22 protein-coding genes are annotated in these 20,086 nt (G+C 68.1%); 16 read left to right on the top strand and 6 right to left on the bottom strand.

The window, feature by feature from the left end; translation table 11 throughout:
- Positions 1 to 42: 42 nt before the first annotated feature.
- From yczE to ACOI2T_RS24185, 7 genes are all read left to right on the top strand, one after another.
- Complete coding sequence (gene yczE / locus ACOI2T_RS24215; RefSeq protein ID WP_409505485.1) at positions 43 to 741, top strand: membrane protein YczE; 699 nt, start codon at positions 43 to 45, stop codon at positions 739 to 741.
- The gene (locus ACOI2T_RS24210; protein WP_085145210.1) at positions 687 to 1,541 is read left to right on the top strand and encodes an ABC transporter ATP-binding protein; all 855 of its coding nucleotides are present in this window, start codon (positions 687 to 689) and stop codon (positions 1,539 to 1,541) included. Before yczE ends, ACOI2T_RS24210 begins: the two co-directional genes overlap by 55 nt.
- Positions 1,542 to 1,615: 74 nt before the next feature.
- Positions 1,616 to 2,407: an NUDIX hydrolase gene (locus ACOI2T_RS24205; protein WP_409505549.1), complete on the top strand. Its 792-nt coding sequence runs from the start codon at positions 1,616 to 1,618 to the stop codon at positions 2,405 to 2,407.
- Positions 2,404 to 3,075, top strand: coding sequence for an enoyl-CoA hydratase (locus tag ACOI2T_RS24200; protein ID WP_067857288.1), 672 nt, complete (start codon positions 2,404 to 2,406; stop codon positions 3,073 to 3,075). Before ACOI2T_RS24205 ends, ACOI2T_RS24200 begins: the two co-directional genes overlap by 4 nt.
- 91 nt (positions 3,076 to 3,166) lie before the next feature.
- Positions 3,167 to 4,123 carry a class I SAM-dependent methyltransferase gene (locus tag ACOI2T_RS24195; RefSeq protein WP_198539016.1) on the top strand — a complete coding sequence of 319 codons (957 nt, stop codon included), beginning with the start codon at positions 3,167 to 3,169 and terminating at the stop codon, positions 4,121 to 4,123.
- A complete protein-coding gene (locus tag ACOI2T_RS24190; protein ID WP_409505548.1) occupies positions 4,081 to 5,283 on the top strand; it encodes a THUMP-like domain-containing protein in 1,203 nt (400 codons plus the stop codon). The genes ACOI2T_RS24195 and ACOI2T_RS24190 overlap by 43 nt, the downstream gene beginning before the upstream one ends.
- A 70-nt stretch (positions 5,284 to 5,353) precedes the next feature.
- Positions 5,354 to 6,052 carry an esterase gene (locus ACOI2T_RS24185; protein WP_085145212.1) on the top strand — a complete coding sequence of 233 codons (699 nt, stop codon included), beginning with the start codon at positions 5,354 to 5,356 and terminating at the stop codon, positions 6,050 to 6,052.
- Here the strand turns inward: ACOI2T_RS24185 and ACOI2T_RS24180 are convergent.
- Positions 6,049 to 7,332 carry a BamB-related PQQ repeat family beta-propellar protein gene (locus ACOI2T_RS24180; protein ID WP_409505484.1) on the bottom strand — a complete coding sequence of 428 codons (1,284 nt, stop codon included), beginning with the start codon at positions 7,330 to 7,332 and terminating at the stop codon, positions 6,049 to 6,051. The genes ACOI2T_RS24185 and ACOI2T_RS24180 overlap by 4 nt on opposite strands.
- Before the next feature lie 95 nt (positions 7,333 to 7,427).
- Here ACOI2T_RS24180 and ACOI2T_RS24175 point away from each other — a divergent pair, with 95 nt between their 5' ends.
- From ACOI2T_RS24175 to ACOI2T_RS24165, 3 genes are read left to right on the top strand one after another with little or no spacing between them, the layout of a single operon-like run.
- Positions 7,428 to 8,168, top strand: coding sequence for an acyltransferase (locus tag ACOI2T_RS24175; RefSeq protein WP_409505483.1), 741 nt, complete (start codon positions 7,428 to 7,430; stop codon positions 8,166 to 8,168).
- Positions 8,169 to 8,178: 10 nt separating this feature from the next.
- Positions 8,179 to 8,547 (top strand): YidH family protein, encoded by a 369-nt coding sequence (locus ACOI2T_RS24170; RefSeq protein WP_409505482.1) that lies wholly within the window; start codon positions 8,179 to 8,181, stop codon positions 8,545 to 8,547.
- A complete protein-coding gene (locus tag ACOI2T_RS24165; RefSeq protein WP_409505481.1) occupies positions 8,544 to 8,858 on the top strand; it encodes a DUF202 domain-containing protein in 315 nt (104 codons plus the stop codon). Before ACOI2T_RS24170 ends, ACOI2T_RS24165 begins: the two co-directional genes overlap by 4 nt.
- On the opposite strand, the gene ACOI2T_RS24160 is transcribed toward ACOI2T_RS24165, so the two are convergent.
- From ACOI2T_RS24160 to ACOI2T_RS24140, 5 genes are all read right to left on the bottom strand, one after another.
- Complete coding sequence (locus ACOI2T_RS24160; protein ID WP_409505480.1) at positions 8,859 to 9,617, bottom strand: ArsR/SmtB family transcription factor; 759 nt, start codon at positions 9,615 to 9,617, stop codon at positions 8,859 to 8,861.
- Positions 9,610 to 10,971 (bottom strand): MFS transporter, encoded by a 1,362-nt coding sequence (locus ACOI2T_RS24155; RefSeq protein WP_409505479.1) that lies wholly within the window; start codon positions 10,969 to 10,971, stop codon positions 9,610 to 9,612. Before ACOI2T_RS24155 ends, ACOI2T_RS24160 begins: the two co-directional genes overlap by 8 nt.
- Before the next feature lie 45 nt (positions 10,972 to 11,016).
- Entirely contained in the window at positions 11,017 to 12,258 is a 1,242-nt protein-coding gene (locus ACOI2T_RS24150; protein ID WP_409505478.1) for a glycosyltransferase family 4 protein, read from the bottom strand.
- A gap of 109 nt (positions 12,259 to 12,367) precedes the next feature.
- Positions 12,368 to 13,915 carry a 1,4-alpha-glucan branching protein domain-containing protein gene (locus ACOI2T_RS24145; protein WP_409505477.1) on the bottom strand — a complete coding sequence of 516 codons (1,548 nt, stop codon included), beginning with the start codon at positions 13,913 to 13,915 and terminating at the stop codon, positions 12,368 to 12,370.
- On the bottom strand, positions 13,912 to 14,685 hold the full coding sequence (locus tag ACOI2T_RS24140; protein ID WP_409505476.1) for a class I SAM-dependent methyltransferase: 774 nt from the start codon (positions 14,683 to 14,685) through the stop codon (positions 13,912 to 13,914). Before ACOI2T_RS24140 ends, ACOI2T_RS24145 begins: the two co-directional genes overlap by 4 nt.
- A gap of 226 nt (positions 14,686 to 14,911) precedes the next feature.
- Here ACOI2T_RS24140 and ACOI2T_RS24135 point away from each other — a divergent pair, with 226 nt between their 5' ends.
- The 6 genes from ACOI2T_RS24135 to ACOI2T_RS24110 all read left to right on the top strand — a co-directional run bounded on the left by ACOI2T_RS24135 (position 14,912) and on the right by ACOI2T_RS24110 (position 20,051).
- Positions 14,912 to 15,703: an electron transfer flavoprotein subunit beta/FixA family protein gene (locus tag ACOI2T_RS24135; protein ID WP_085145221.1), complete on the top strand. Its 792-nt coding sequence runs from the start codon at positions 14,912 to 14,914 to the stop codon at positions 15,701 to 15,703.
- A 36-nt stretch (positions 15,704 to 15,739) separates the two neighbouring features.
- Positions 15,740 to 16,696 carry an electron transfer flavoprotein subunit alpha/FixB family protein gene (locus ACOI2T_RS24130; protein ID WP_067857337.1) on the top strand — a complete coding sequence of 319 codons (957 nt, stop codon included), beginning with the start codon at positions 15,740 to 15,742 and terminating at the stop codon, positions 16,694 to 16,696.
- A 171-nt stretch (positions 16,697 to 16,867) separates the two neighbouring features.
- Positions 16,868 to 17,611: an SDR family oxidoreductase gene (locus tag ACOI2T_RS24125; RefSeq protein WP_067857340.1), complete on the top strand. Its 744-nt coding sequence runs from the start codon at positions 16,868 to 16,870 to the stop codon at positions 17,609 to 17,611.
- A gap of 1 nt (position 17,612) precedes the next feature.
- Positions 17,613 to 18,263 carry a nitroreductase gene (locus tag ACOI2T_RS24120; RefSeq protein WP_409505475.1) on the top strand — a complete coding sequence of 217 codons (651 nt, stop codon included), beginning with the start codon at positions 17,613 to 17,615 and terminating at the stop codon, positions 18,261 to 18,263.
- Between the two features lie 100 nt (positions 18,264 to 18,363).
- On the top strand, positions 18,364 to 19,212 hold the full coding sequence (locus ACOI2T_RS24115) for a GNAT family N-acetyltransferase (RefSeq protein WP_409505474.1): 849 nt from the start codon (positions 18,364 to 18,366) through the stop codon (positions 19,210 to 19,212).
- Positions 19,209 to 20,051: a lysophospholipid acyltransferase family protein gene (locus ACOI2T_RS24110; protein WP_067857348.1), complete on the top strand. Its 843-nt coding sequence runs from the start codon at positions 19,209 to 19,211 to the stop codon at positions 20,049 to 20,051. The genes ACOI2T_RS24115 and ACOI2T_RS24110 overlap by 4 nt, the downstream gene beginning before the upstream one ends.
- Positions 20,052 to 20,086: the final 35 nt, after the last annotated feature.

The following is a 20,086-nucleotide window of genomic DNA, read 5'->3' as shown; positions in this document are numbered from 1 at the left end:
CCGTGAGCTGGAGCTGATCCGGCTGCGTTTCCAGCACCATTCATGAGGGCCGCGATCACTCGCGGGACCCTGCTGATAACTGGCCTGATCGGGTACGGCTTCTCGATGGGCATGATGGTCCGCGCCGGACTCGGCCTGGACCCGTGGGATGTCTTCCATCAGGGCTTGACCCGCCACACCCCGATGACCATCGGCATCGCTTCGGCGGTCGTCGGGGTGGTCGTGTTGTTGGCGTGGATCCCGCTGCGTAACCGGCCGGGGATCGGCACCGTCGCCAACGTCATCGTCATCGCCATCACGGTCGATGCGACGCTCGCGCTGCTGCCGGCGCCGTCGGCCATGCCGGCGCGCATCGCGATGATGGTGGGCGCCGTGGTGCTCAATGCCGTCGCCACCGTCCTCTACATCGGCGCAGGCCTCGGACCCGGTCCGCGCGACGGTCTGATGACCGGCCTCGTCGCGCGTACCGGTTTGTCGGTTCGGTTGGTTCGCACCGCCATCGAGGCGACCGTGCTGGTGATCGGCTGGCTTCTGGGTGGCACCGTCGGCGTCGGGACGGTCGTCTACGCGTTCGGCATCGGACCGCTCGTGCAGCTGTTTCTGCGACTTATGCCACGTCGCATACTTTTCCACGACTTCAGCGGTGGCGACCGAGCCCGTCGGGAACGCGTCACTACGATGAGCGAGTGCCCACAACCGGAGAAGACGCAGCCGACGGTTTCCACGACGAAGACCTGCTGATCGACTTCGCCAGGGTGACGCTGCGCCGGGGTGGCAACACCCTGGTGGGGCCCGTCACCTGGGCGGTTGAACTCGACGAACGCTGGGTGGTCATCGGGCCGAACGGCGCGGGCAAGACCTCACTGCTGCGCATCGCCGCAGCGCAGGAGCATCCCTCTTCGGGCACCGCCTATGTGCTCGGTGAACGGCTCGGCCGCACCGACATGTCCGAGCTGCGTTCCCGCGTCGGCTTGAGCAGTTCCGCTCTGTCCCAACGGATTCCCGACGGCGAGATCGTGCGCGACCTCGTGGTGTCGGCCGGATACGCGGTGCTCGGCCGGTGGCGCGAGAGCTATGAAGAGGTCGACTACGCGCAGGCCGTCGACATGCTCGAAAGCGTGGGCGCCGAGCATCTCGCCGAGCGTGCCTACGGCACGTTGTCCGAAGGCGAGCGCAAGCGCGTGCTGATCGCTCGGTCGTTGATGACCGATCCGGAACTGCTGCTGCTCGATGAACCCGCGGCCGGGCTCGACCTCGGCGGGCGCGAGGAACTCGTGGCGAGATTGACCGACCTGGCCGCCGACGCGGACGCGCCGGCCATGGTGTTGGTGACCCACCATGTCGAGGAGATCCCACTAGGGTTCACCCACGGCCTGATTCTGTCCGAAGGCAAGGTCGTTGCGTCGGGTCTGTTGACCGACGTGTTGACTGCAGAGAACCTGTCCAAGGCGTTCGGCCAGTCGATCGCCCTGGATGTGATCGACGGACGGTACTTTGCGCGTCGGGTCAGAAGCCGCGCAGCGCACAGGAGGCGAGATTGACCAGTAACGATGAGCGCTTGCGCGAGGACCCGGCCGGTACGGATCCATTGGTGCCGCGGCCTGCCGCGACGGTGATGTTGGTCCGTGACACGGCCGAGGGAATCAAAGTTTTCTTGATGCGCAGGCATGCGGCGATGGATTTCGTCGCCGGTGTCATGGTGTTCCCGGGCGGTGGCGTCGACGATCGCGATCGCAACGCCGACATCGCCTGGTTCGGTCCGGAGCCGGCGTGGTGGGCTCAGCGGCTCGGCGTCGACGTCGGCCTGGCCGAAGCGCTCGTGTGTGCGGCCGCCCGGGAAACGTTCGAGGAGTCGGGCGTGCTGTTCGCCGGCCCGGCCGACGATCCCGACGGAATCGTCCGCGACGCCTCGGTGTACGGCGACGCGCGGGCCGCCCTGGCCAACCATTCGTTGTCGTTCGCGGACTTCCTGCGCGACGAGAAGCTCGTCCTGCGGGCCGATCTGCTGCGGCCGTGGGCCAACTGGGTGACGCCCAAAGAGGAACGCACACGTCGCTACGACACCTACTTCTTCGTCGGCGCCCTGCCGGAGGGGCAGCGGGCCGACGGCGAGAACACCGAGAGCGACCAGGCGTTCTGGAGCACTCCGCAAGCGGGGCTCGACGACTTCGAGGCAGGTCGCAGCTTCCTGTTGCCGCCGACCTGGACCCAATTGGACTCGCTGAACGGCCGTACGGTCGCCGAGGTCCTCGCGGTCGAGCGCAAGATCGTGGCGATCGAGCCCAGCCTGGCGGTCGGCGGCGGGAACTGGGAGATCGAGTTCTTCGACAGTGAGCGGTACAACGCGGCGCGGAATCACCGGTCACCGGCGGGCAGGAGCGAAGCGACCGGGGAATCGTCTCAGTGAACGAATTCGTCAGCGTCGTGATCGGGGCCGTGCCGGAGCAGGCCGGGGTGGCGACCTTGCTGCTGTCGCGGCCGCCGACCAACGCCCTCACGCGGCAGATCTACCGGGAGATCTCGTCGGCCGCCGCCGAACTCGCCGAACGCGCCGATGTGGCCGCCGTGATCCTGTTCGGCGGCCATGAGATCTTCTGTGCCGGCGACGACGTGCCCGAACTGCGCACCCTCGACGTCGAGGAGGAGGCCGCGGCCGACCACGCGCTGCAACGCTGCATCGAGGCCGTGGCCGCGATCCCCAAACCCACCGTGGCGGCCATCACCGGCTATGCCCTTGGCAGTGGGCTGACGTTGGCGCTCGCCGCGGATTGGCGCGTGAGCGGTGACAACGTCAAATTCGGGTCGACCGAGATTCTGGCCGGCCTCGCGCCCCGCGGTGGGGGCGGCACGCGGCTTGCGGGCGCCATCGGGCCCAGCAAGGCCAAAGAGCTGGTGTTCAGCGGACGTTTCGTCGGTGCCGAGGAAGCCCTGGGGTTGGGCCTGATCGACGAGATGGTGGCGCCCGACCACGTCTTCGACGCCGCCCTGGCGTGGGCCCGACGCTTCGTCGACCATCCTGTCGATGTGCTGGCCGCGGCAAAGGCCGCCGTCGACCGGGTCGTGGACCGGCCCTGACGCGCATTGGACAACGGCCGTTAGGCTGCCCTTCATGACGGAAACGAAGGAACCCGGCACCGACTTCGATGCGCCGGTCGATGCGGCTGGCATGCCGGCTCCTAACCCCCACGCCACGGCCGAACAGGTCGAGGCCGCGATGCATGACAGCAAGCTCGCCCAGGTCCTCTACCACGACTGGGAGGCCGAGACGTACGACGAGAAGTGGTCGATCTCCTATGACCAGCGCTGCATCGACTACGCCCGCGGCCGGTTCGACGCGATCGTTCCCGAGGAGGAGCAGCGCAACCTGCCCTACGACAGGGCGCTGGAACTGGGGTGCGGCACCGGGTTCTTCCTGCTCAACCTCATCCAGTCCGGGGTCGCGCGGCGCGGTTCGGTGACCGATCTGTCGCCGGGCATGGTCAAAGTCGCCACGCGCAACGGACAGTCGCTGGGCCTGGACATCGACGGCCGCGTCGCCGACGCCGAGGGCATCCCGTACGAGGACAACACGTTCGATCTCGTCGTCGGCCATGCTGTGCTACACCACATCCCCGACGTCGAGCTGTCGCTGCGCGAGGTCGTCCGCATCCTCAAACCGGGCGGTCGTTTCGTATTCGCCGGCGAGCCGACGACCGTCGGCAACCGCTACGCGCGTGAGCTGTCCACATTGACGTGGCACGCCACCACGAATCTCACCAAGCTGCCTTGGCTGAACGGTTGGCGCCGCCCGCAGGCTGAGCTCGACGAGTCGTCGCGGGCCGCCGCGCTCGAGGCCGTCGTCGACCTGCACACGTTCGATCCCGCCGATCTGGAGCGCATGGCCACCAACGCCGGTGCGGTCGAGGTCCGCACGGCGAGTGAGGAATTCACCGCCGCCATGCTGGGCTGGCCCGTTCGCACGTTCGAGGCGGCCGTGCCGCCCGGACGACTGGGCTGGGGCTGGGCGAAGTTCGCGTTCAACAGTTGGACCACGCTCAGTTGGGTGGATGCCAACGTGTGGCGCCGCGTGGTTCCCAAGGGCTGGTTCTACAACGTGATGGTCACCGGAGTCAAGCCGTCGTAGCGTTCGACAGCGACGCGGTCGCGTTCCTGCGTTCGGAGGCGGGTAGGCACGCGTTGCGGCAGGTCGCCGGCCACCCGCTGACCGGGGCCACGTTGGTGAGCGACATCGCCTCGCTGCGAACACAATTCGGTGACCGCGCCGCGGTGCTCGTCGAGACCGTCCAACTGCGCCGACGCGCGGCGGCCAAGTTCGACGACCCGTCGGACTGGTTGTTCACCGACGAGGCGCTGCAGCAGGCCACCGCGGCGCCGGTGGCCGCCCACCGGGCTGCCCGGTTGCGTGGTGCGCGTGTGCACGACGCGACGTGTTCGATCGGCAGTGAGCTTGTGGCGCTGAGGGATACGGCCGAGCAACTGGTGGGCAGCGACATCGATCCGGTGCGCCTGGCGATGGCTGCCAACAACGTCGGTGGCGTGGACCTGTGCCGCGCCGACGCATTGCGGCCCATCACCCGCGACGCGGTCGTGATTGTCGACCCCGCCCGGCGCCAGGGTGGGCGGCGCCGGTTCGACCCACGTGCCTACACCCCGGCCCTCGACGCCGTCCTCGAGACGTACCGAGATCGAGACATGGTTGTAAAGTGCGCTCCCGGAATCGATTTCGATCAAGTCGAGCAATTGGGGTTCGCCGGTGAGATCGAAGTGACCTCCTCAGGTGGGGGAGTGCGCGAAGCGTGCCTGTGGTCTTCGGGGCTCACCGAATCCGGCGTACGGCGACGGGCCACCGTGCTCGACCGTGGCGAGCACATCACCGACGTCGAACCCGATGACTGTCCGGTCGCCCCCGCCGGTCGCTGGATCGTCGATCCCGACGGAGCGGTCGTGCGGGCCGGACTCGTGCGGCACTACGCGGCACGGCACGGGTTGTGGCAACTCGATCCCGATATCGCCTACCTGTCCGGTGACCGGTTGCCGGACGGGGTGCGCGGGTTCGAGGTGCTCGAACAGCTCGGCTACCACGAGCGGCGGCTGCGGACGGCGCTCGCAGCCCGGTCGGTGGGCGCGGTCGAGATCCTGGTCCGCGGGGTCGACGTCGACCCCGACGCGCTGAGGGCGCGGCTGCGGCTGCGGGGTCACGAGCGCCTCGCGGTCGTCATCGCCCGGCTGGGATCCGGGGCCGCCAGTCGGGCAACGGCATTCATTTGTCGGCCGTCCTGGTGACCCGCCAGTAGGCTTGAATCCGATGCGCCGGTGTCCGGCGTGACCTGACCCCTTACGAGGACGACTGAGGATGCGAATTCCCCCTGTGCTGGCGCTGATCGCGGCCGGTCTGCTCGGAGGCTGGGGCGGCTTGCCGACGGCGGCCGCCCAGACCGCATGCGCCGAACTCGGCGGCACGGTTGACCAGGATCAGGTGTGCCAGGTGCATACCGCCAACGCCGCCTACACGCTGGACTACACGTTCCCCGAGGGCTACCCCGATCAGCAGGCCATCACCGGCTACCTGATCCAGACCCGCGATGGCTTCGTGAACGTCTCGGACATGCCCGGTTCCCGTGACCAGCCGTACGTGTTGGACGCCAGGGGAACTGCCTACACGTCCGGCGCGCCCGGGCTGCCGCCGCGCACCCAGAGCCTGGTGTTCGAGGTGTATCAGAACGTCGGCGGCGCTCACCCGCAGACGTGGTACAAGGCGTTCAACTACGACCTGCTGACCCGCGCGCCGATCACGTTCGACCGGCTGTTCAAGCCCGGCACCAGGCCGCTCGACGTCATCTTCCCGATCGTGCAGCGCGAACTGCAGAAGCAGTCGGGCGTCGAACAGGCGATACCGCAGTCCGTCGGGTTGGACCCCACGCACTATCAGAACTTCGCGATCACCGACGACTCGGTGATCTTCTTCTTCGGTCAGGGCGAACTGCTCTCCGAAGCGGCCGGAGCCACCCAGGCATCGGTGCCACGCTCCGCGCTGGCGCCGATGCTTGCTTAGGCGGGCGCGAAGCCGTACACCTGGCCGTCGCTCGTGGCGGTGACGACGCGGCGGTCGTGGGCGATCGAGACGCCGACCGGCCAGCCCGTGGCCTCGGGCAGGGCATAGGTGTTGATCGTGCGTCCATCGGCGCTGTCGAACACCAGCAGCGCCTGGCCGTGTCCGCCCTCGCGGGCCACGGTGTAACCGACACCGCCCGAGCGGCTCGACGTGGACAGCGGTGTGACGTCGTCGCGCGTCCACACCACTTCGCCGCGGTCGCCCTCGTCTCGCACGGCCATGAGTTTCGCGTCCGGTCCGCCGCCCGCCACGATCAATCCGTCGGGAGACACGGACGGCGGAGTTTGAGCTAGATAGTCCAGGGGCACCGACCATTTCGCCGAACCGTCGGCGGTGTTGATCGCCCACAACTGTTCGTCACGTCCGTTGACGTAGGCCGTCGCGCCATCCGCGGAAAGCACCGGGCTGGCGAACGGACCCCGGCCCACGGCATCGCTGGTCCACTCGCGCGCCAGCAGCGGCGTCTGACCGGGCCGGTACTTCAGCCCGACCAAAACGGGCGCTTCCGCTCCTGGTTCCCACAACGTCAGCACGATGGTGCTGCTCGCGGCGGAGAACGCCGGTGCGGCCGCCACCGGGCAACGGGACCGCGCCAGCTGGCAGTCGCCCAGGCCGCGCTGCGGATCGGTCGGGTCGACGCCCGACACGAGGTCCAGCGGTGTGCCCTCGACCGTTCCGCGATGCGCGTCGAACACCAGGACCTGACCGAGATGGGTGATCACCAACAGTTGGCCGTCGGTGAGAATCCTCGGTGTCGTCGGCATGCCGATCACCGGCTGGCGCCACCGGATCCACTGGGTGGGCGGGAAGGACAGCATCGCGCCGGGCTGGCCGACGTACACGTTGTCGAAGCCGTCGAAAAGCGGGCTCGACCAACCGCCGCCCTGCACCAGACGTGTGCACCAGCGTTGCCGGGCGTTGTTGTCGGCTTCCCAGACCATCAGCGAGCAACCGCCCGCACTCTGCGCGTTGACCGCGAGGTACTGGCCTGAGCCGAGTGCCACCTGCGCGGCCATGTCACCCTTTGCCGACCGGCTCCACTCGAGGCGCAGATTGTCGGCGCCCGGGGTCGCCGTGAAGCTGCTGTTGGCGGCGTCTCCGTACTGCGCCGCCCATCCTGACGCGGCGTGCGCCTCGACCCAGGAATCGGTGTTCTCACAACCGGCGAGCAGGCCCGTGAGCAGCGCAGCTACCGCCAGCGCAAGGTATCGCCGGATCACGGTGTCCTTTCGTCGGGAAGCCGGACTGGGCCGCATGGATCGACCACGTGAGGGTAACCCGTCGGCCCGGCTGCGCTCGCGTAGGCTTTCCGGCCATGACGACGATGTGGGGCGCACCGATTCACAAAAGGTGGCGTGGGTCCCGGCTGCGCGACCCGCGCCAGGCCGACTTTCTCACGATGGCATCGCTGAAGTGGGTCATCGCCAACCGTGCGTTCACCCCGTGGTACCTGGTGCGGTATTGGCGGTTGCTGAAATTCAAGTTGGCCAACCCGCACATCATCACCCGCGGCATGGTGTTCCTCGGTAAAGGCGTGGAGATCCAGTGCACCCCGGAGCTGGCTCAGATGGAGATCGGCCGCTGGGTGCACATCGGCGACAAGAACACCATCCGCTGCCATGAGGGTTCGCTGCGGATCGGCGACAAGGTGGTGCTCGGCCGCGACAATGTCATCAACACCTATCTCGACATCGAGCTCGGTGACTCGGCGCTGATGGCCGACTGGTGCTACGTCTGCGACTTCGACCACAAGATGGACGACATCAACGTTCCGATCAAAGACCAGGGCATCATCAAGAGCCCGGTGCGCATCGGCCCGGACACCTGGATCGCCGCCAAGGTGACGGTGCTGCGGGGCACGACGGTCGGGCGAGGTTGCGTGCTCGGCGCGCACGCGGTGGTCAAGGGCGACATCCCGGATCACTCGATCGCGGTCGGATCGCCCGCCAAGGTCGTCAAGAACCGCAAGCTGGCGTGGGAGACGTCGGCAGCGGAGCGCGCCGAACTCGCTGCGGCGCTGGCCGACATCGAACGCAAGAAGGCGGCGAGCAACTAAGCTCTCAGCGGTGCAGCAGTCCGGCCAGACCCCAGAGCCCGACGACGAGCCTGACTACCGCTTCACGCTCGCCAACGAGCGGACATTCCTGGCCTGGCAGCGCACTTCGCTGGGGCTGCTTGCGGCCGCGGTGGCGGTCATCCAGTTCGTTCCGGACCTGGGCCTGCCCGGCGCCCGCCACATTCTGGGGTTGGTGCTGACAATGCTGGCGACGGCGACCGCCGCGGTCGGGCTGTGGCGCTGGCGCCAGGTCGATCGCGCGATGCGGGCAGGCACTGCGCTGCCACGCCATCCCACTCCGGGCTATCTCGCGGTGGGATTGTGTGTGATCGGCCTGCTGGTCCTGATCGCCGCGGTGGTAAGGCTGGTCTCGGGTTGAGGACCTTCGAGCAGACCCTGCCTGCACAGCGCACGGCGTTGTCCTGGACGCGGACGTCGTTCGCCGTGCTCGGCACCGGGGCGGTGCACATGCTGCACGACATCCAGGACCATCGGGCCGGCTTCGGATTGGTCGCGGCGGGCGTGGCGGTGGTGATCTCGCTGCTCACCTATCTGGTCGGGGTCCGCAGGCAGCGCCTGCTTACCCGTGACCCGCTGCCGAAACGACTGGCGGCCACCGTTGAGGTGCACGCGGTGACGGCGGCCGTGCTGATTCTCATTGCCGTGTCGGTGCTTTCGTTGCCGCTGTAGTCAGCACTCGATACCGAATGTTTCGCTGAAGGCGGTGCGCCCCGGGTCGGTGACCGTGAGTGCCCGGCCGCGCGGTGCGCGCTTGAGCCAACCGGCCGACAGGCTTCGGTCGAGCACGGCCCGGCCGAGCCGGCCCGACAGGTGATGGCGCTGTTCGGTCCAGTCGACGCAGTACCGGACGAGTGGTCTTCGGCCCGAGGGCAATTCGATGCCGATGTCGGTGAGAAAGTCTCGTCCGGTCGCGGTGAGGGCGTACTCGACGTCGTGGCCGGGGCTGCTGAGCGCGTCGTGCATATCGCGTTCGGGGTGGTAGCGGCCGTCGCCGCCGACGAGGACCTCCCGGTCGATGAGGCTGCCCATGATCTGCACCCCCAGCCGTCCCGCGATGTGGTCGTAACAGGTTCTCGCGCTGCGCAACCGCGCCGCCCTGGTGCCTTCGCGCAACGAGGTCACCGGGCGTGCCGGGGCGAGTCTGCCGAGTTGCTCGAGCAGCGCGCCGACCTCTGGACCGGCCAGCCGGTAGTAGCGGTGGCGGCCGTGGGTCTGGACCGAGAGCAGGCCGGCATCGGTGAGTTTGTGCAGGTGACTGCTTGCGGTGGGCCGGCTGACGCCTGCCTCGTCGGCGAGGACGCTCGCGGGCAGGGCACGACCGTCGTCGAGGGCGAGCAGCACTTTGCATCTGGCCGGATCGGCCAGCAGCGCGGCCACTGCCGCGATGTCGATGTCGGCCGCCGACGGTAGTTCGTGCGCCTCATACACGGCATGCCTCCGTTTCGCGCGTGCGGACCATCGCCGTCACCGCGATCGCGGCAGCCAGCTGGCACAGCCCGCCGAGCAGCAACGCAGCGCGCACGCCTGCGTCGCCGCCGATCGCCGCCATGGTGCTACCCAACACCGCCACACCGACAGTGATACCCAGCAGCCGGGCAAGATTCACCACGCTCGCTGCCATCCCGGACCGCCGCGCCGGCGTCGCCTCCATCGCGAGCGCGACGGCCGGACCGGTGGTCAGTGCCAAACCCGCCCCGGCAAGGACGAACGACGCTTCCAGCAGCCAGATCGGCGATGTGGCGCCTGCCGCGGCATAGAGCAGCAGGCCGCCGGCCATGAGCACCAGGCCCATGGTCATCGCGGTGCGCGGGCTGGTTCTTCTGGTCAGGCTGGTCGCCGTCGGGATCAGCAGCAGGTAGGTCACCGGCATCGGAAGGAACCAGACCGCGGTCGCCAGCGCACTGAGGCCGCGAAGTTGTTGGAAGGCAAAGGTGTTGACGAGCAGCAGCCCGTAGATACCGAACGTCATGACGAATGTCGCGAGCAACGCCGCAACAAGCCGACGGCTGCCGAACATGTCCAGCGGCAGCATCGGGTTTCGGCTGCGGCGCTGCCGCAGGAGGAACCCCGCGATCGCGAGCGCCGCCACGATCGCGACCGCAGCGATCCGGTCCGGCGGCCACGCGCGTCCTTCGATGAGAGCGACGGTCAGCGAGCCGAGGGCCAGCATCGCGAGCAGTTGTCCCGCCGGGTCGATGTGAGCGGCGGCCGGATCTCGGGATTCCGGCAGGTGACGGTAGCTCAGCAGCAACGCGAGCACGCCCACCGGCGCGTTGAGCCAGAAGATCCAGCGCCAGCCGGCGGTGTCGGCGAGGACACCGCCGAGCAGCGGTCCGATCGCGGTGCTGCTCGCGGCGGCCATCGCCCAAGCTGCGGTCGACCTGGCCCGGTCCGCGGGATGTGGGAACGCGGCCGCCGTGATGGCCAAACCCTGCGGCAGCATCATCGCGGCCCCGACGCCCTGAACGGCTCTGGCGGCCAACAAGAATGGCGTCGTCGCGGCAAGGGCGCAGGCCAGGGAGGCGGCGACGAAGGTCACCAGGCCGATACGCAACAACCGGCGCCTGCCGAATCGGTCACCGAGCGAACCCGCGGCGAGCAGCAGCGCGGCGAACGTCACGTTGTAGGCGTCGATGGTCCATTGCGCAGCGGATACCCCGCCGCCGAGCTCTGTCCCGATCGCGGGCAGTGCCAGGTTGACCGCGTTCGCGTCGACGAGGCCGACGAAAAGCCCGAGGTAGGCCGCGATCAGAGTGAGAATCTGGGAACGCGTGAGTGCCATACCCGCACGCTAGGCGTGGAATGATTCGACGCCGGTCGAAGTGTTTCAGCGGTCGGGCAGTGCGTGCTCGACGATCGGGCGTCGGGGATGGGGTTCGCGTTCGCGGCGTTTGGCCGCGAGGTACACCTGCGAGGTCTCGGCTGCGACGGTGTGCCAGTCGAAGTCTGCGGTGAGCCGTTCCCGTGCCGCCACCGCGCGCCGTTGTGCCGCGTCGGGGTCGTCGAGCACCGCGCGCACGGCAGCGGCCAATCCGGCCACATCCCTTGGCGCGAATGACATCCCGGTCTGGCCGTCGATCACTGCCTCGCCGAGCCCGCCGACGTTGGAGGTGACGAGCGGGGTTCCGGTCGCCGCTGCCTCGAGTGCGACGATGCCGAACGGCTCGTAGTGACTGGGGAGGACGGCCGCGTCGGCCTCCTGCAGCGCCCGTACCAAATCGTCGTGGCCGAGACGCCCGACGAAGCGAGTAGCCTTGACCACCTTGTTTTTTCGGGCTTGCTCGATGAGCCACTGCTGCTGTGTGCCGTCGCCGGCGATGGTCAGCGTGGTGCCGGGGTGGGCCCGGCGGATCCGGGGAAGCGCCGCGATCGCGTCGTGCACGCCTTTTTCGTACTCCAGCCGACCGACGTAGAGCAGCTGGGCCGGGCCCTGCCGGGGTTTCCGTCGCGCGAACGGCCAGAGCTCGGCGTCGATCCCGTTGCGGATCACGCGGATCTCGGCGAGGTCGGGACCGAAGAGCTCGGTGATTTCGTCGTTCATCGAGGCCGAACAGGTTATGAGCGAATCGGATTCACGCACCAGCCACGACTCGACGGCATGCACCTGACGGCTGATCGGGCCGGAGACCCAGCCGGAATGTCTGCCGGCCTCGGTCGCGTGGATCGTGGAAACCAGTGGTACATCGAAGAATTCGGCCAACGCGATGGCGGGGTGGGCGACGAGCCAGTCGTGGGCGTGCACCACATCGGGCAGCCATGGATTGCCTGAACGGTCCCGGACCGCCAGGCCGGTGCGCACCATGGCGTGGCCCATCGCGAGCGTCCAGGCCATCATGTCGGTGCCGAACTCGAACTCGTGCGGATCCTGCGCGGCCGCGACGACGCGGACGCCCTCGCTGACCTCGTCGGTCGACGGGTGCGTGCTCGGGTCGGTGCCGGAGGGGCGGCGGCTGAGCACGACGACCTCATGGCCGTCGGCCGCGAGCGCGGTCGCCAGGTGATGCACGTGACGGCCGAGGCCGCCGACCACAACGGGCGGGTACTCCCATGACACCATCAGGATTTTCACAATTGCGTGCCTTTGAGCCGGTGCGAGCGACCGCAGAATGCCAGGATTTTGCGGCGTGTCGGTGTACAGACACGGTCGCTCGCGGAGCGGGGGTGGGGAGAGGTGGTCATTATCTCGGCAGCCGCCGGGCGTCGAGGGCGCCGAACAGGCCGTCGGCTTTGTTCCAGCCGTCGGCGAGGCGCTCGGCGTGCTCGCGGCGGCCGGCCGCGAGCGCGTCGGAAATCTCGCGGGTGGCGTGGGCGTGCAGGTGCGCGCGGTAGCGCGCGTAGTCGGCCGCCGAATCCTTGCTGACCATGAACGGCCAGTCGCTGGAAACGGTCAGGAGGGTTTCGCGCAGGATCTGGTCGGCGACGCGGTCACGCGGGGTGGGCGACCCGATCGCGGCGTGCTGCGTCAGGGCTTTGTCGACGGTGCTGAGCGCGCTGTCGACGACTTCGTTGTTGAGCTGCACGAGATCGCTCACCGGCTCGCCGTTCCAGACTTGCCAGTCTTTACCCGAACCCCATGAGCTGGGCGGCAATTCGACTGGGGCGCCGACGAATCCGTCATCGATGGCATCCGACAGCGTGCCGACCCGCACCCCGGCCTCGGGCAGTGCCCGCAGCACGCGCTCCAGCCAGACCGGGCCCTCGTACCACCAATGGCCGAACAACTCGGTGTCGAATGCGGCGACCACGTGGGCGGGCCTGCCGATCCGTTCGCTTTCCGCCGTGAGCCGCCTGCGCACGACCTCGACGAAATCGGCGACGTGGTCGTCGACGGCGCGGTCGGCGCGTTGCGGGTCGTAGGGTGCCTTCTCCTCGGAGGGCACATTGCGTCCCGTGACACGTGCGGGTTTGAGGCCCGTCGTGTGGTCGTAGGTGTGGAAATCACGGTAGGCGGCATGGCCCGGATACCCCGACTTCGGTGACCACACGCGGTAGCTGACCTGCAGGTCACGGCCGAATGCGATGACATCGGAATCACCGACCGGGCGCCCAAGCGCCGTATCGCCGTGCAGTGACGGACCGTCCACCATGAAATGGCCGACACCCGCTGCGGCATAACCGGTTTCCATACCCGGCGCATACGCACACTCGGGCGCCCAGATGCCATTTGGGGTGTGCGCGAAACGCTGCTGGGCGTCGGCCAGCCCTTCCCGCAGCGCGAACTCGCGAAGCCGCGGATTGAGCAGCGGCTGGAACGGGTGAGACAACGGGCCGCCGAGGAGTTCGATGGCCTCGGCGTCGATGAGCTCGCGCAGCAGCGGGCTGGCGCCGTGCCGCCAGCGGCCGGTGAAATCCTCGAGTGCGGAACCGGCCTCGTCGTATTCGCGAGCGCCGAACTCGCGCAACGCTTTCGGGTCACGCAGCGTGGTGGCCTCGAGTGCCCGCAGCTGCCAGTTGGCCAGCCAGTGATGCATGCCGGTCAGGCAGTACGGGTCGTCGAGCTGTGCGGTCACGACCGGCGTCATGCCCAGCGTGATCAAGTGCCTGCGATTCTCGGCGGCCAGCGTGCGCAACACCCGCAGCAGCGGCAGGTAGGCCGCCGCCCATGACTGGTAGAGCCATTCTTCCCCGACCGGCCAGCGGCCGTGATGGGCCAGCCACGGCAGATGCGTGTGCAGTACGAGCGTGAATAATCCGGGGACCGGATCGGGGTTCGACGGCTCGGTCACGGTCGCACCGCGATCGCGACGAGGTCGAGGCTGTCGTCGATGTTCCGCTCACCGGCGGGCGTGAGGTCGAAGTCGTCGGTACGCACCGCGGCGACGTCGGCGAGCAGTTGGTCGGGCCACGGCGCATCGGCCACCGCGCGCTGCACCTGTGCCTCGATGATCGAACCGCCGTGGCGCTCGTCCATCACGGTCAGAGCGGCGCCGTGAAAGACACCGAGCATCGATTCGAGCGTGAACCCGGCCGTCACCAGCAGTTCGGTCAGCTCGGCGGCGTTGAGTTCGCGCGTGTGGAACGGGTTGAGCGGCGTGTCGCGGCCGGGGGAGAAGGTGATGCGGTTGGGCGTTGAGACCAAGAACACGCCGCCCGGCCGAAGCACGCGGTAGCACTCGGCAACGAATTGCGCTTGGTCCCAAAGGTGTTCGATGACCTGGAAGTTCACCACCACGTCGACCGAGTTGTCGGCGAGCGGCAGCTCGGCGAGGTTTCCGTGGCGGATGTCGACCCGCGGATAGCGGGCCCGCACATGGGCGACCGTTGCCTCGTCGTAGTCGAGACCGATGACATTTCGGGCCACATCGGCGATCAGGTCGGCCCCGTATCCCTCGCCGCATCCGGCTTCCAGGACATCCCGGTCGATGCAGCGGTCAGCCAGCCGTTGGTAGACCACTTCGTGACGACGGAACCAGTAGTTCTCCTCGGCCAGGCCGGGGATGGTTCGCTCGCCGGTCAGGGGTAGGGCGTTCCCCGGGTCGCCCACGAATGCGCTCATTGGAAGGCAGGCTAACCCAGGCTTACCCAAGGTGAAGGTGTTGGTGGCGGATCCACCAACACTTGCCCGCTGTGGCGGTGTGATAGGGGCGCCCGGAATACGAACTTCGACCAGCTATGGTGTTCCTGCGAACCACCAAAAGTTACCGACGGGTAACATGGTGCTAGTAGCTTAGAACGTGATATGGGCCGGTTACCGGCCTCATCGAGGAGGACGAACCAGAGTCATGACGAACATCGTGGTCCTGATCAAACAGGTCCCAGACACTTGGTCGGAGCGCAAGCTTTCCGACGGCGATTTCACCCTCGACCGTGAGGCTGCGGACGCCGTGCTCGACGAGATCAACGAACGTGCCGTTGAAGAGGCACTGTTGATCAAGGAGCGGGAGGGCGGCGACAGCACCGTGACCGTGCTGACCGCCGGTCCGGAGCGTGCCACCGAGGCGATCCGCAAGGCCCTGTCGATGGGTGCCGACAAGGCGGTGCACCTCAAGGACGACGGCCTGCACGGCTCCGATGTCATCCAGACCGCATGGGCGCTCGCCCGCGCGCTGGGCACCATCGAGGGCACCGAGCTGGTCATCGCCGGTAACGAGGCCACCGACGGTGTCGGCGGCGCGGTTCCCGCGGTCATCGCCGAGTACCTGGGCCTGCCCCAGCTCACGCACGTGCGCAAGCTGAACGTCGAGGGTGGCAAGGTCACCGCCGAGCGCGAGACCGACGAGGGTGTGTTCACCCTCGAGGCGTCGCTGCCGGCCGTGGTCAGCGTCAACGAGAAGATCAACGAGCCTCGCTTCCCGTCCTTCAAAGGCATCATGGCCGCCAAGAAGAAGGAAGTCACCGTGCTCACGCTTGCTGAGATCGGTGTCGAGGCCGACGAGGTCGGTGTCGCCAACGCCGGGTCGAAGGTGCTGTCCTCGACCCCGAAGCCGCCGAAGACGGCTGGCGAGAAGGTGACCGACGAAGGCGACGGCGGCACCAAGATCGCCGACTACCTGGTCGCTCAAAAGCTCATCTAGCCCATTCACGAGACGCGAAAGACATAACGAGAACCCATGGCTGAAGTACTTGTGCTCGTCGAGCACGCCGATGGCGCACTGAAAAAGGTCAGCGCCGAACTGCTTACCGCCGCCCGGGTGCTGGGTGAGCCTGCCGCTGTTGTGGTGGGCAAGCCGGGCTCGGCGGCGTCGCTCACCGACGGACTGAAGGCTGCCGGCGCGGCCAAGATCTATGTCGCCGAGTCCGATGACGTCGAGAACTACCTGATCACCCCCGTCGTGGACGTGCTGGCCGGGCTGGCCGAGTCGGCCGCGCCTGCGGGCGTGCTGATCGCTGCCAGCGCGGACGGCAAGGAGATCGCCGGACGTCTGGCCGCCCGCATCGGCTCGGGCCTGCTGGTCGACGTCGTCGACGTCAAGGAGGGTGCGGTGGGTGTCCACAGCATCTTCGGTGGCGCGTTCACCGTCGAGGCTCAGGTCACCAGCGACACCCCGGTGATCACCGTGCGTCCGGGCTCGGTCGAGGCCGCCCCGGCCGACGGTGCAGGCGAGGTCGTCAACGTCGAGGTCCCGGCCCAGGCCGAGACGGCGACCAAGATCACCAAGCGCGAGCCCGCCGTGGCCGGCGACCGCCCGGAGCTCACCGAGGCCACGGTCGTGGTCGCCGGTGGCCGCGGTGTCGGCAGTGCCGACAACTTCTCGGTCGTCGAGGAGCTGGCCGACTCGCTCGGCGGCGCCGTCGGTGCCTCGCGCGCCGCGGTCGACTCGGGCTACTACCCGGGCCAGTTCCAGGTCGGCCAGACCGGCAAGACCGTCTCGCCGCAGCTGTACATCGCGTTGGGCATCTCCGGTGCGATCCAGCACCGCGCCGGTATGCAGACGTCGAAGACGATCATCGCGGTGAACAAGGACGAAGAGGCGCCGATCTTCGAGATCGCCGACCTCGGCATCGTCGGTGACCTGTTCAAGGTCACCCCGCAGCTGACCGAGGCCGTCAAGGCTCGCAAGGGCTGACGCGTCACAGCAGTTCGACAAGACTCCGGTGCACCTGGTGCGCCGGGGTTTTGCGTTGTGCGCAGCCCCTTGGTTTTCGCCGGAAACTACGGACTTTCCGGGGTTCATGGCCGGACCCTCGAGTGCCAGTGTGGTTTCAGGCAACAAGCACACCGAGGAAGGCACCCGCACATGAAGATCACAGTTTTCGGCGCTACCGGTCAGATCGGTTCGAAGGTGGTGGAACTGCTCACCGAGTCCGGCTATGACGTCGTCGCCGCATCGCGGCAATCGGGGGCCGATGTCCTGACCGGTGACGGGCTCAAGGAAGCGCTCGACGGGGCCGAGGTACTCGTCGACGTGGTCAATTCACCGTCGTTCGCCGACGACCCGGTGATGGACTTCTTCACGACGTCGACCCGCAACCTCGTCGAGGCGGCCAAGGCCACCGGCGTCGGACACTATGTGGCGCTGTCCATCGTGAACGCCGACGAACTGCCCGCGAGCGGCTATATGCGCGCCAAGGTTGCCCAGGAGAAGGCCATCGTCGCCTCGGGGCTGCCCTACACGATCGTGCGGGCAACACAGTTCCATGAATTCGCCGAAGCGATCACGGGATCGCTCGTCGTCGGCGACGAGGTGCGGGTTCCCGACGCGCGGATCCAGCTCATCGCCGCCCCCGAGGTCGCTGCCGAGGTGGCCAGGGCCGCACAGACCGCTGCGATCAATGGCGTGGTGAACATCGGTGGGCCGGAGAAGCTTTCGTTCGCCGAGATGGCTCAGACGGTCCTGGACAAGCAGGGCGACGACAAGCCCGTCGTCGTGGACCCGAACGCCACCTATTTCGGCACGTCCGTCGACGACAACAGCCTCGTCACCGGTGACGACGGCAAGCTTGCCGGCATTCGCTTCGCGGACTGGATCGCCGCACGGTGACATGGAGCTCGACGAGGTAGTCCGCGCGCGCCGGTCGATCCGGAGATTTCTCCCGGACCGGCCGGTGCCGCGCGAGCTGGTCGAGGAGGCGCTCGCACTCGCGATGCGGGCGCCGTCCAACTCCAATGTGCAGCCGTGGCGGGTGTTCTTCGCGGCAGGGGCACGGCGGGACCGCCTGGTCAAGGCGCTGTCGGCCGAGGTGCGGGCACGGCGCCCGCAGTCGCTGGGGTTGCCTGCCAGTTTCAACCACCTGCGTGCGGAGCTTGGCGCGCTCGTCTACGGGTCGATGGGTATCGCGCGTGCCGACGCCGCCGCACGCTGGCAGGCACAGCTACGAAACTGGGAATTCTTCGGGGCTCCACTGGCCGGGGCGGTGTGCATGCACCGCGATCTGGGCCCTGCCGACGCGATCGGCGTCGGCATGTTTCTCCAGACGTTTCTGTTGGCGCTGACCGAGCGCGGTATCGGCAGCTGCGTGCAGGTCTCGATTGCGATGTGCCCTGACGTGCTGCACGACGTACTGGAGATTCCCGACGAGTTGACCGTGCTGTGCGGGGTGTCGATCGGCTATCCCGACCCGGACTTCGCCGCCAACCACCTCGACATCCCCCGAAATCCGGTTGAGGCGAACGTGGTGTTCCACGACAACTGAGGGTGACGAACCTCACACCGAACAATTCGTCACCTGCCGCTCACAGACACGTCACGCGCGCGATGCCGTCCAGAGACCCAGCTGGGCGACCGTGCTGGCTATGAGCGCTGCATCCGTACTCATCGCCGCTGATCATGCCGACGGCGCGGCGCCCGACGCGCCGCGCTACACCTTGCTGCTGTCCACCGACGCCGAGCTCATCGAGGCAGCCCAGCGGCTGCGCCACGACGTCTTCACGTCCGAGCCCGGATTCGCCCTCAGCGGGGCGGTCGACGGCCGGGACGCCGATCGCTTCGACGAGCACTGCGATCACCTGCTGGTGCGCGAAGACGGAACCGGTGAGCTGGTGGGCTGCTACCGCATGTTGCCGCCGCCGGGTGCCATCGCCGCAGGCGGTCTGTACACGGCCACCGAGTTCGACGTCCGCGGGCTCGATGCGCTGCGCCCGTCGTTGGTCGAGATGGGCCGCGCGGTCGTACGTGCCGATCACCGAAACGGCGGTGTCGTGCTGTTGATGTGGGCGGGCATCCTGGCCTACCTGGACCGCTCCGGATACGACTATGTGACGGGCTGCGTTTCGGTTCCGGTCGCCGGCAACGCGGACGGACCGCCCGGCACCCAGATCCGCGGGGTTCGTGACTTCGTCCGGCGCAGGCACGCCGCACCGGACGAGTACACGGTGTACCCCTATCGGCCGGTGGTGCTGGACGGAAAGGGGCTCGACGACATCGACCCGCCGTCCCGGACGACGGTGCCCCCACTGATGCGCGGATACCTTCGGCTCGGCGCCCAGGTGTGCGGGGAACCGGCCCACGACCCGGACTTCGGCGTTGGCGACTTTCCGGCCCTGCTGGACAAGCGCAAGGCCGATGTCCGCTACCTCAAGCGCCTGCGTTCGGTCTCGGCGGCAGCCGACATGGCCGACGGCATGACCGTGGAATCGCGATGACCACCGCCGGGTGCGAACACTCGTGGCTGCCCAGGGCCTCGTGTGACGCGAGTTGCGTGCACGCAGGCAGCGCGGACGCCGGCCGCCGGCCGGTGGTCTGGGTCCGTACGACTGTGCGGGTCGCGATGGCGATCCTGCTGGCGCCCGGCGTGCCGCTGCTCGCGGTGCCGATGCCGGGCCGTTCCCACATCCAGCGGTTCTACTGCCGGCTGATGCTGCGCTGCTTCGGCGTGCGAATCTCGGTGTCGGGCGGGCCCATTCGCAATCTTCAAGGCGTGCTCGTGGTCAGCGGGCACGTGTCGTGGCTGGACATCTTCACGATCGGTGCCGTGCTGCCCGGCTCGTTCGTCGCACGCGCCGACCTGGTCGAGTGGCCGGCCGTGGGCCGGCTCGCCCGCATCATGAAGGTGATCCCGATCGACCGCGGCAGCCTGCGCCGGCTGCCCGCCGTGGTGCACACGGTGGCCGAACGCCTGCGCGCCGGCCACACCGTGGTCGCCTTCCCCGAGGGCACCACGTGGTGCGGGCTCGCCTACGGGCCGTTCCGGCCGGCGATGTTCCAGGCCGCGATCGACGCCGCCCGCCCGGTGCAGCCGCTGCGACTGAACTATCGGCACCGCGACGGCAGGCCGTCGACCACACCGGCGTTCGTCGGTGAGGACACCTTGCTTCAATCGATCAAACGGGTCATCACCGCACGTCGCACCGTCTGCCACATCCATGTGGGGTCGCTGCAGCTGCCCGGTGACGACCGGCGGGCACTGGCGGCGCGTTGCGAGGCGGCGGTGCGCAGCGAGCAGTTGCTGCCCAGCGCCCCGGCGCACGCATTGGCGGCCTGACCCGGCGATCGGGGCCGGCCGCAAAACGGCGGCTA

The sequence above is a fragment of the Mycolicibacterium wolinskyi str. Jessa 2025 genome, assembly GCF_049241375.1.
Lineage (GTDB): Bacteria > Actinomycetota > Actinomycetes > Mycobacteriales > Mycobacteriaceae > Mycobacterium > Mycobacterium wolinskyi.
The sequence above is the reverse complement of the archived record's forward strand: the minus strand, read 5'-3'. Positions and strand labels throughout refer to the sequence as shown.

Bases quoted from the DNA above. Each gene is read 5' to 3' on its own strand.
- yczE (WP_409505485.1), top strand. From the start codon at position 43: ATGAGGGCCGCGATCACTCGCGGGACCCTGCTGATAACTGGCCTGATC.
- ACOI2T_RS24205 (WP_409505549.1), top strand. From the start codon at position 1,616: ATGTTGGTCCGTGACACGGCCGAGGGAATCAAAGTTTTCTTGATGCGC.
- ACOI2T_RS24195 (WP_198539016.1), top strand. From the start codon at position 3,167: ATGCCGGCTCCTAACCCCCACGCCACGGCCGAACAGGTCGAGGCCGCG.
- ACOI2T_RS24185 (WP_085145212.1), top strand. From the start codon at position 5,354: ATGCGAATTCCCCCTGTGCTGGCGCTGATCGCGGCCGGTCTGCTCGGA.
- ACOI2T_RS24175 (WP_409505483.1), top strand. From the start codon at position 7,428: ATGACGACGATGTGGGGCGCACCGATTCACAAAAGGTGGCGTGGGTCC.
- ACOI2T_RS24155 (WP_409505479.1), bottom strand. From the start codon at position 10,971: ATGGCACTCACGCGTTCCCAGATTCTCACTCTGATCGCGGCCTACCTC.
- ACOI2T_RS24140 (WP_409505476.1), bottom strand. From the start codon at position 14,685: ATGAGCGCATTCGTGGGCGACCCGGGGAACGCCCTACCCCTGACCGGC.
- ACOI2T_RS24135 (WP_085145221.1), top strand. From the start codon at position 14,912: ATGACGAACATCGTGGTCCTGATCAAACAGGTCCCAGACACTTGGTCG.
- ACOI2T_RS24130 (WP_067857337.1), top strand. From the start codon at position 15,740: ATGGCTGAAGTACTTGTGCTCGTCGAGCACGCCGATGGCGCACTGAAA.
- ACOI2T_RS24125 (WP_067857340.1), top strand. From the start codon at position 16,868: ATGAAGATCACAGTTTTCGGCGCTACCGGTCAGATCGGTTCGAAGGTG.
- ACOI2T_RS24120 (WP_409505475.1), top strand. From the start codon at position 17,613: ATGGAGCTCGACGAGGTAGTCCGCGCGCGCCGGTCGATCCGGAGATTT.
- ACOI2T_RS24115 (WP_409505474.1), top strand. From the start codon at position 18,364: ATGAGCGCTGCATCCGTACTCATCGCCGCTGATCATGCCGACGGCGCG.
- ACOI2T_RS24110 (WP_067857348.1), top strand. From the start codon at position 19,209: ATGACCACCGCCGGGTGCGAACACTCGTGGCTGCCCAGGGCCTCGTGT.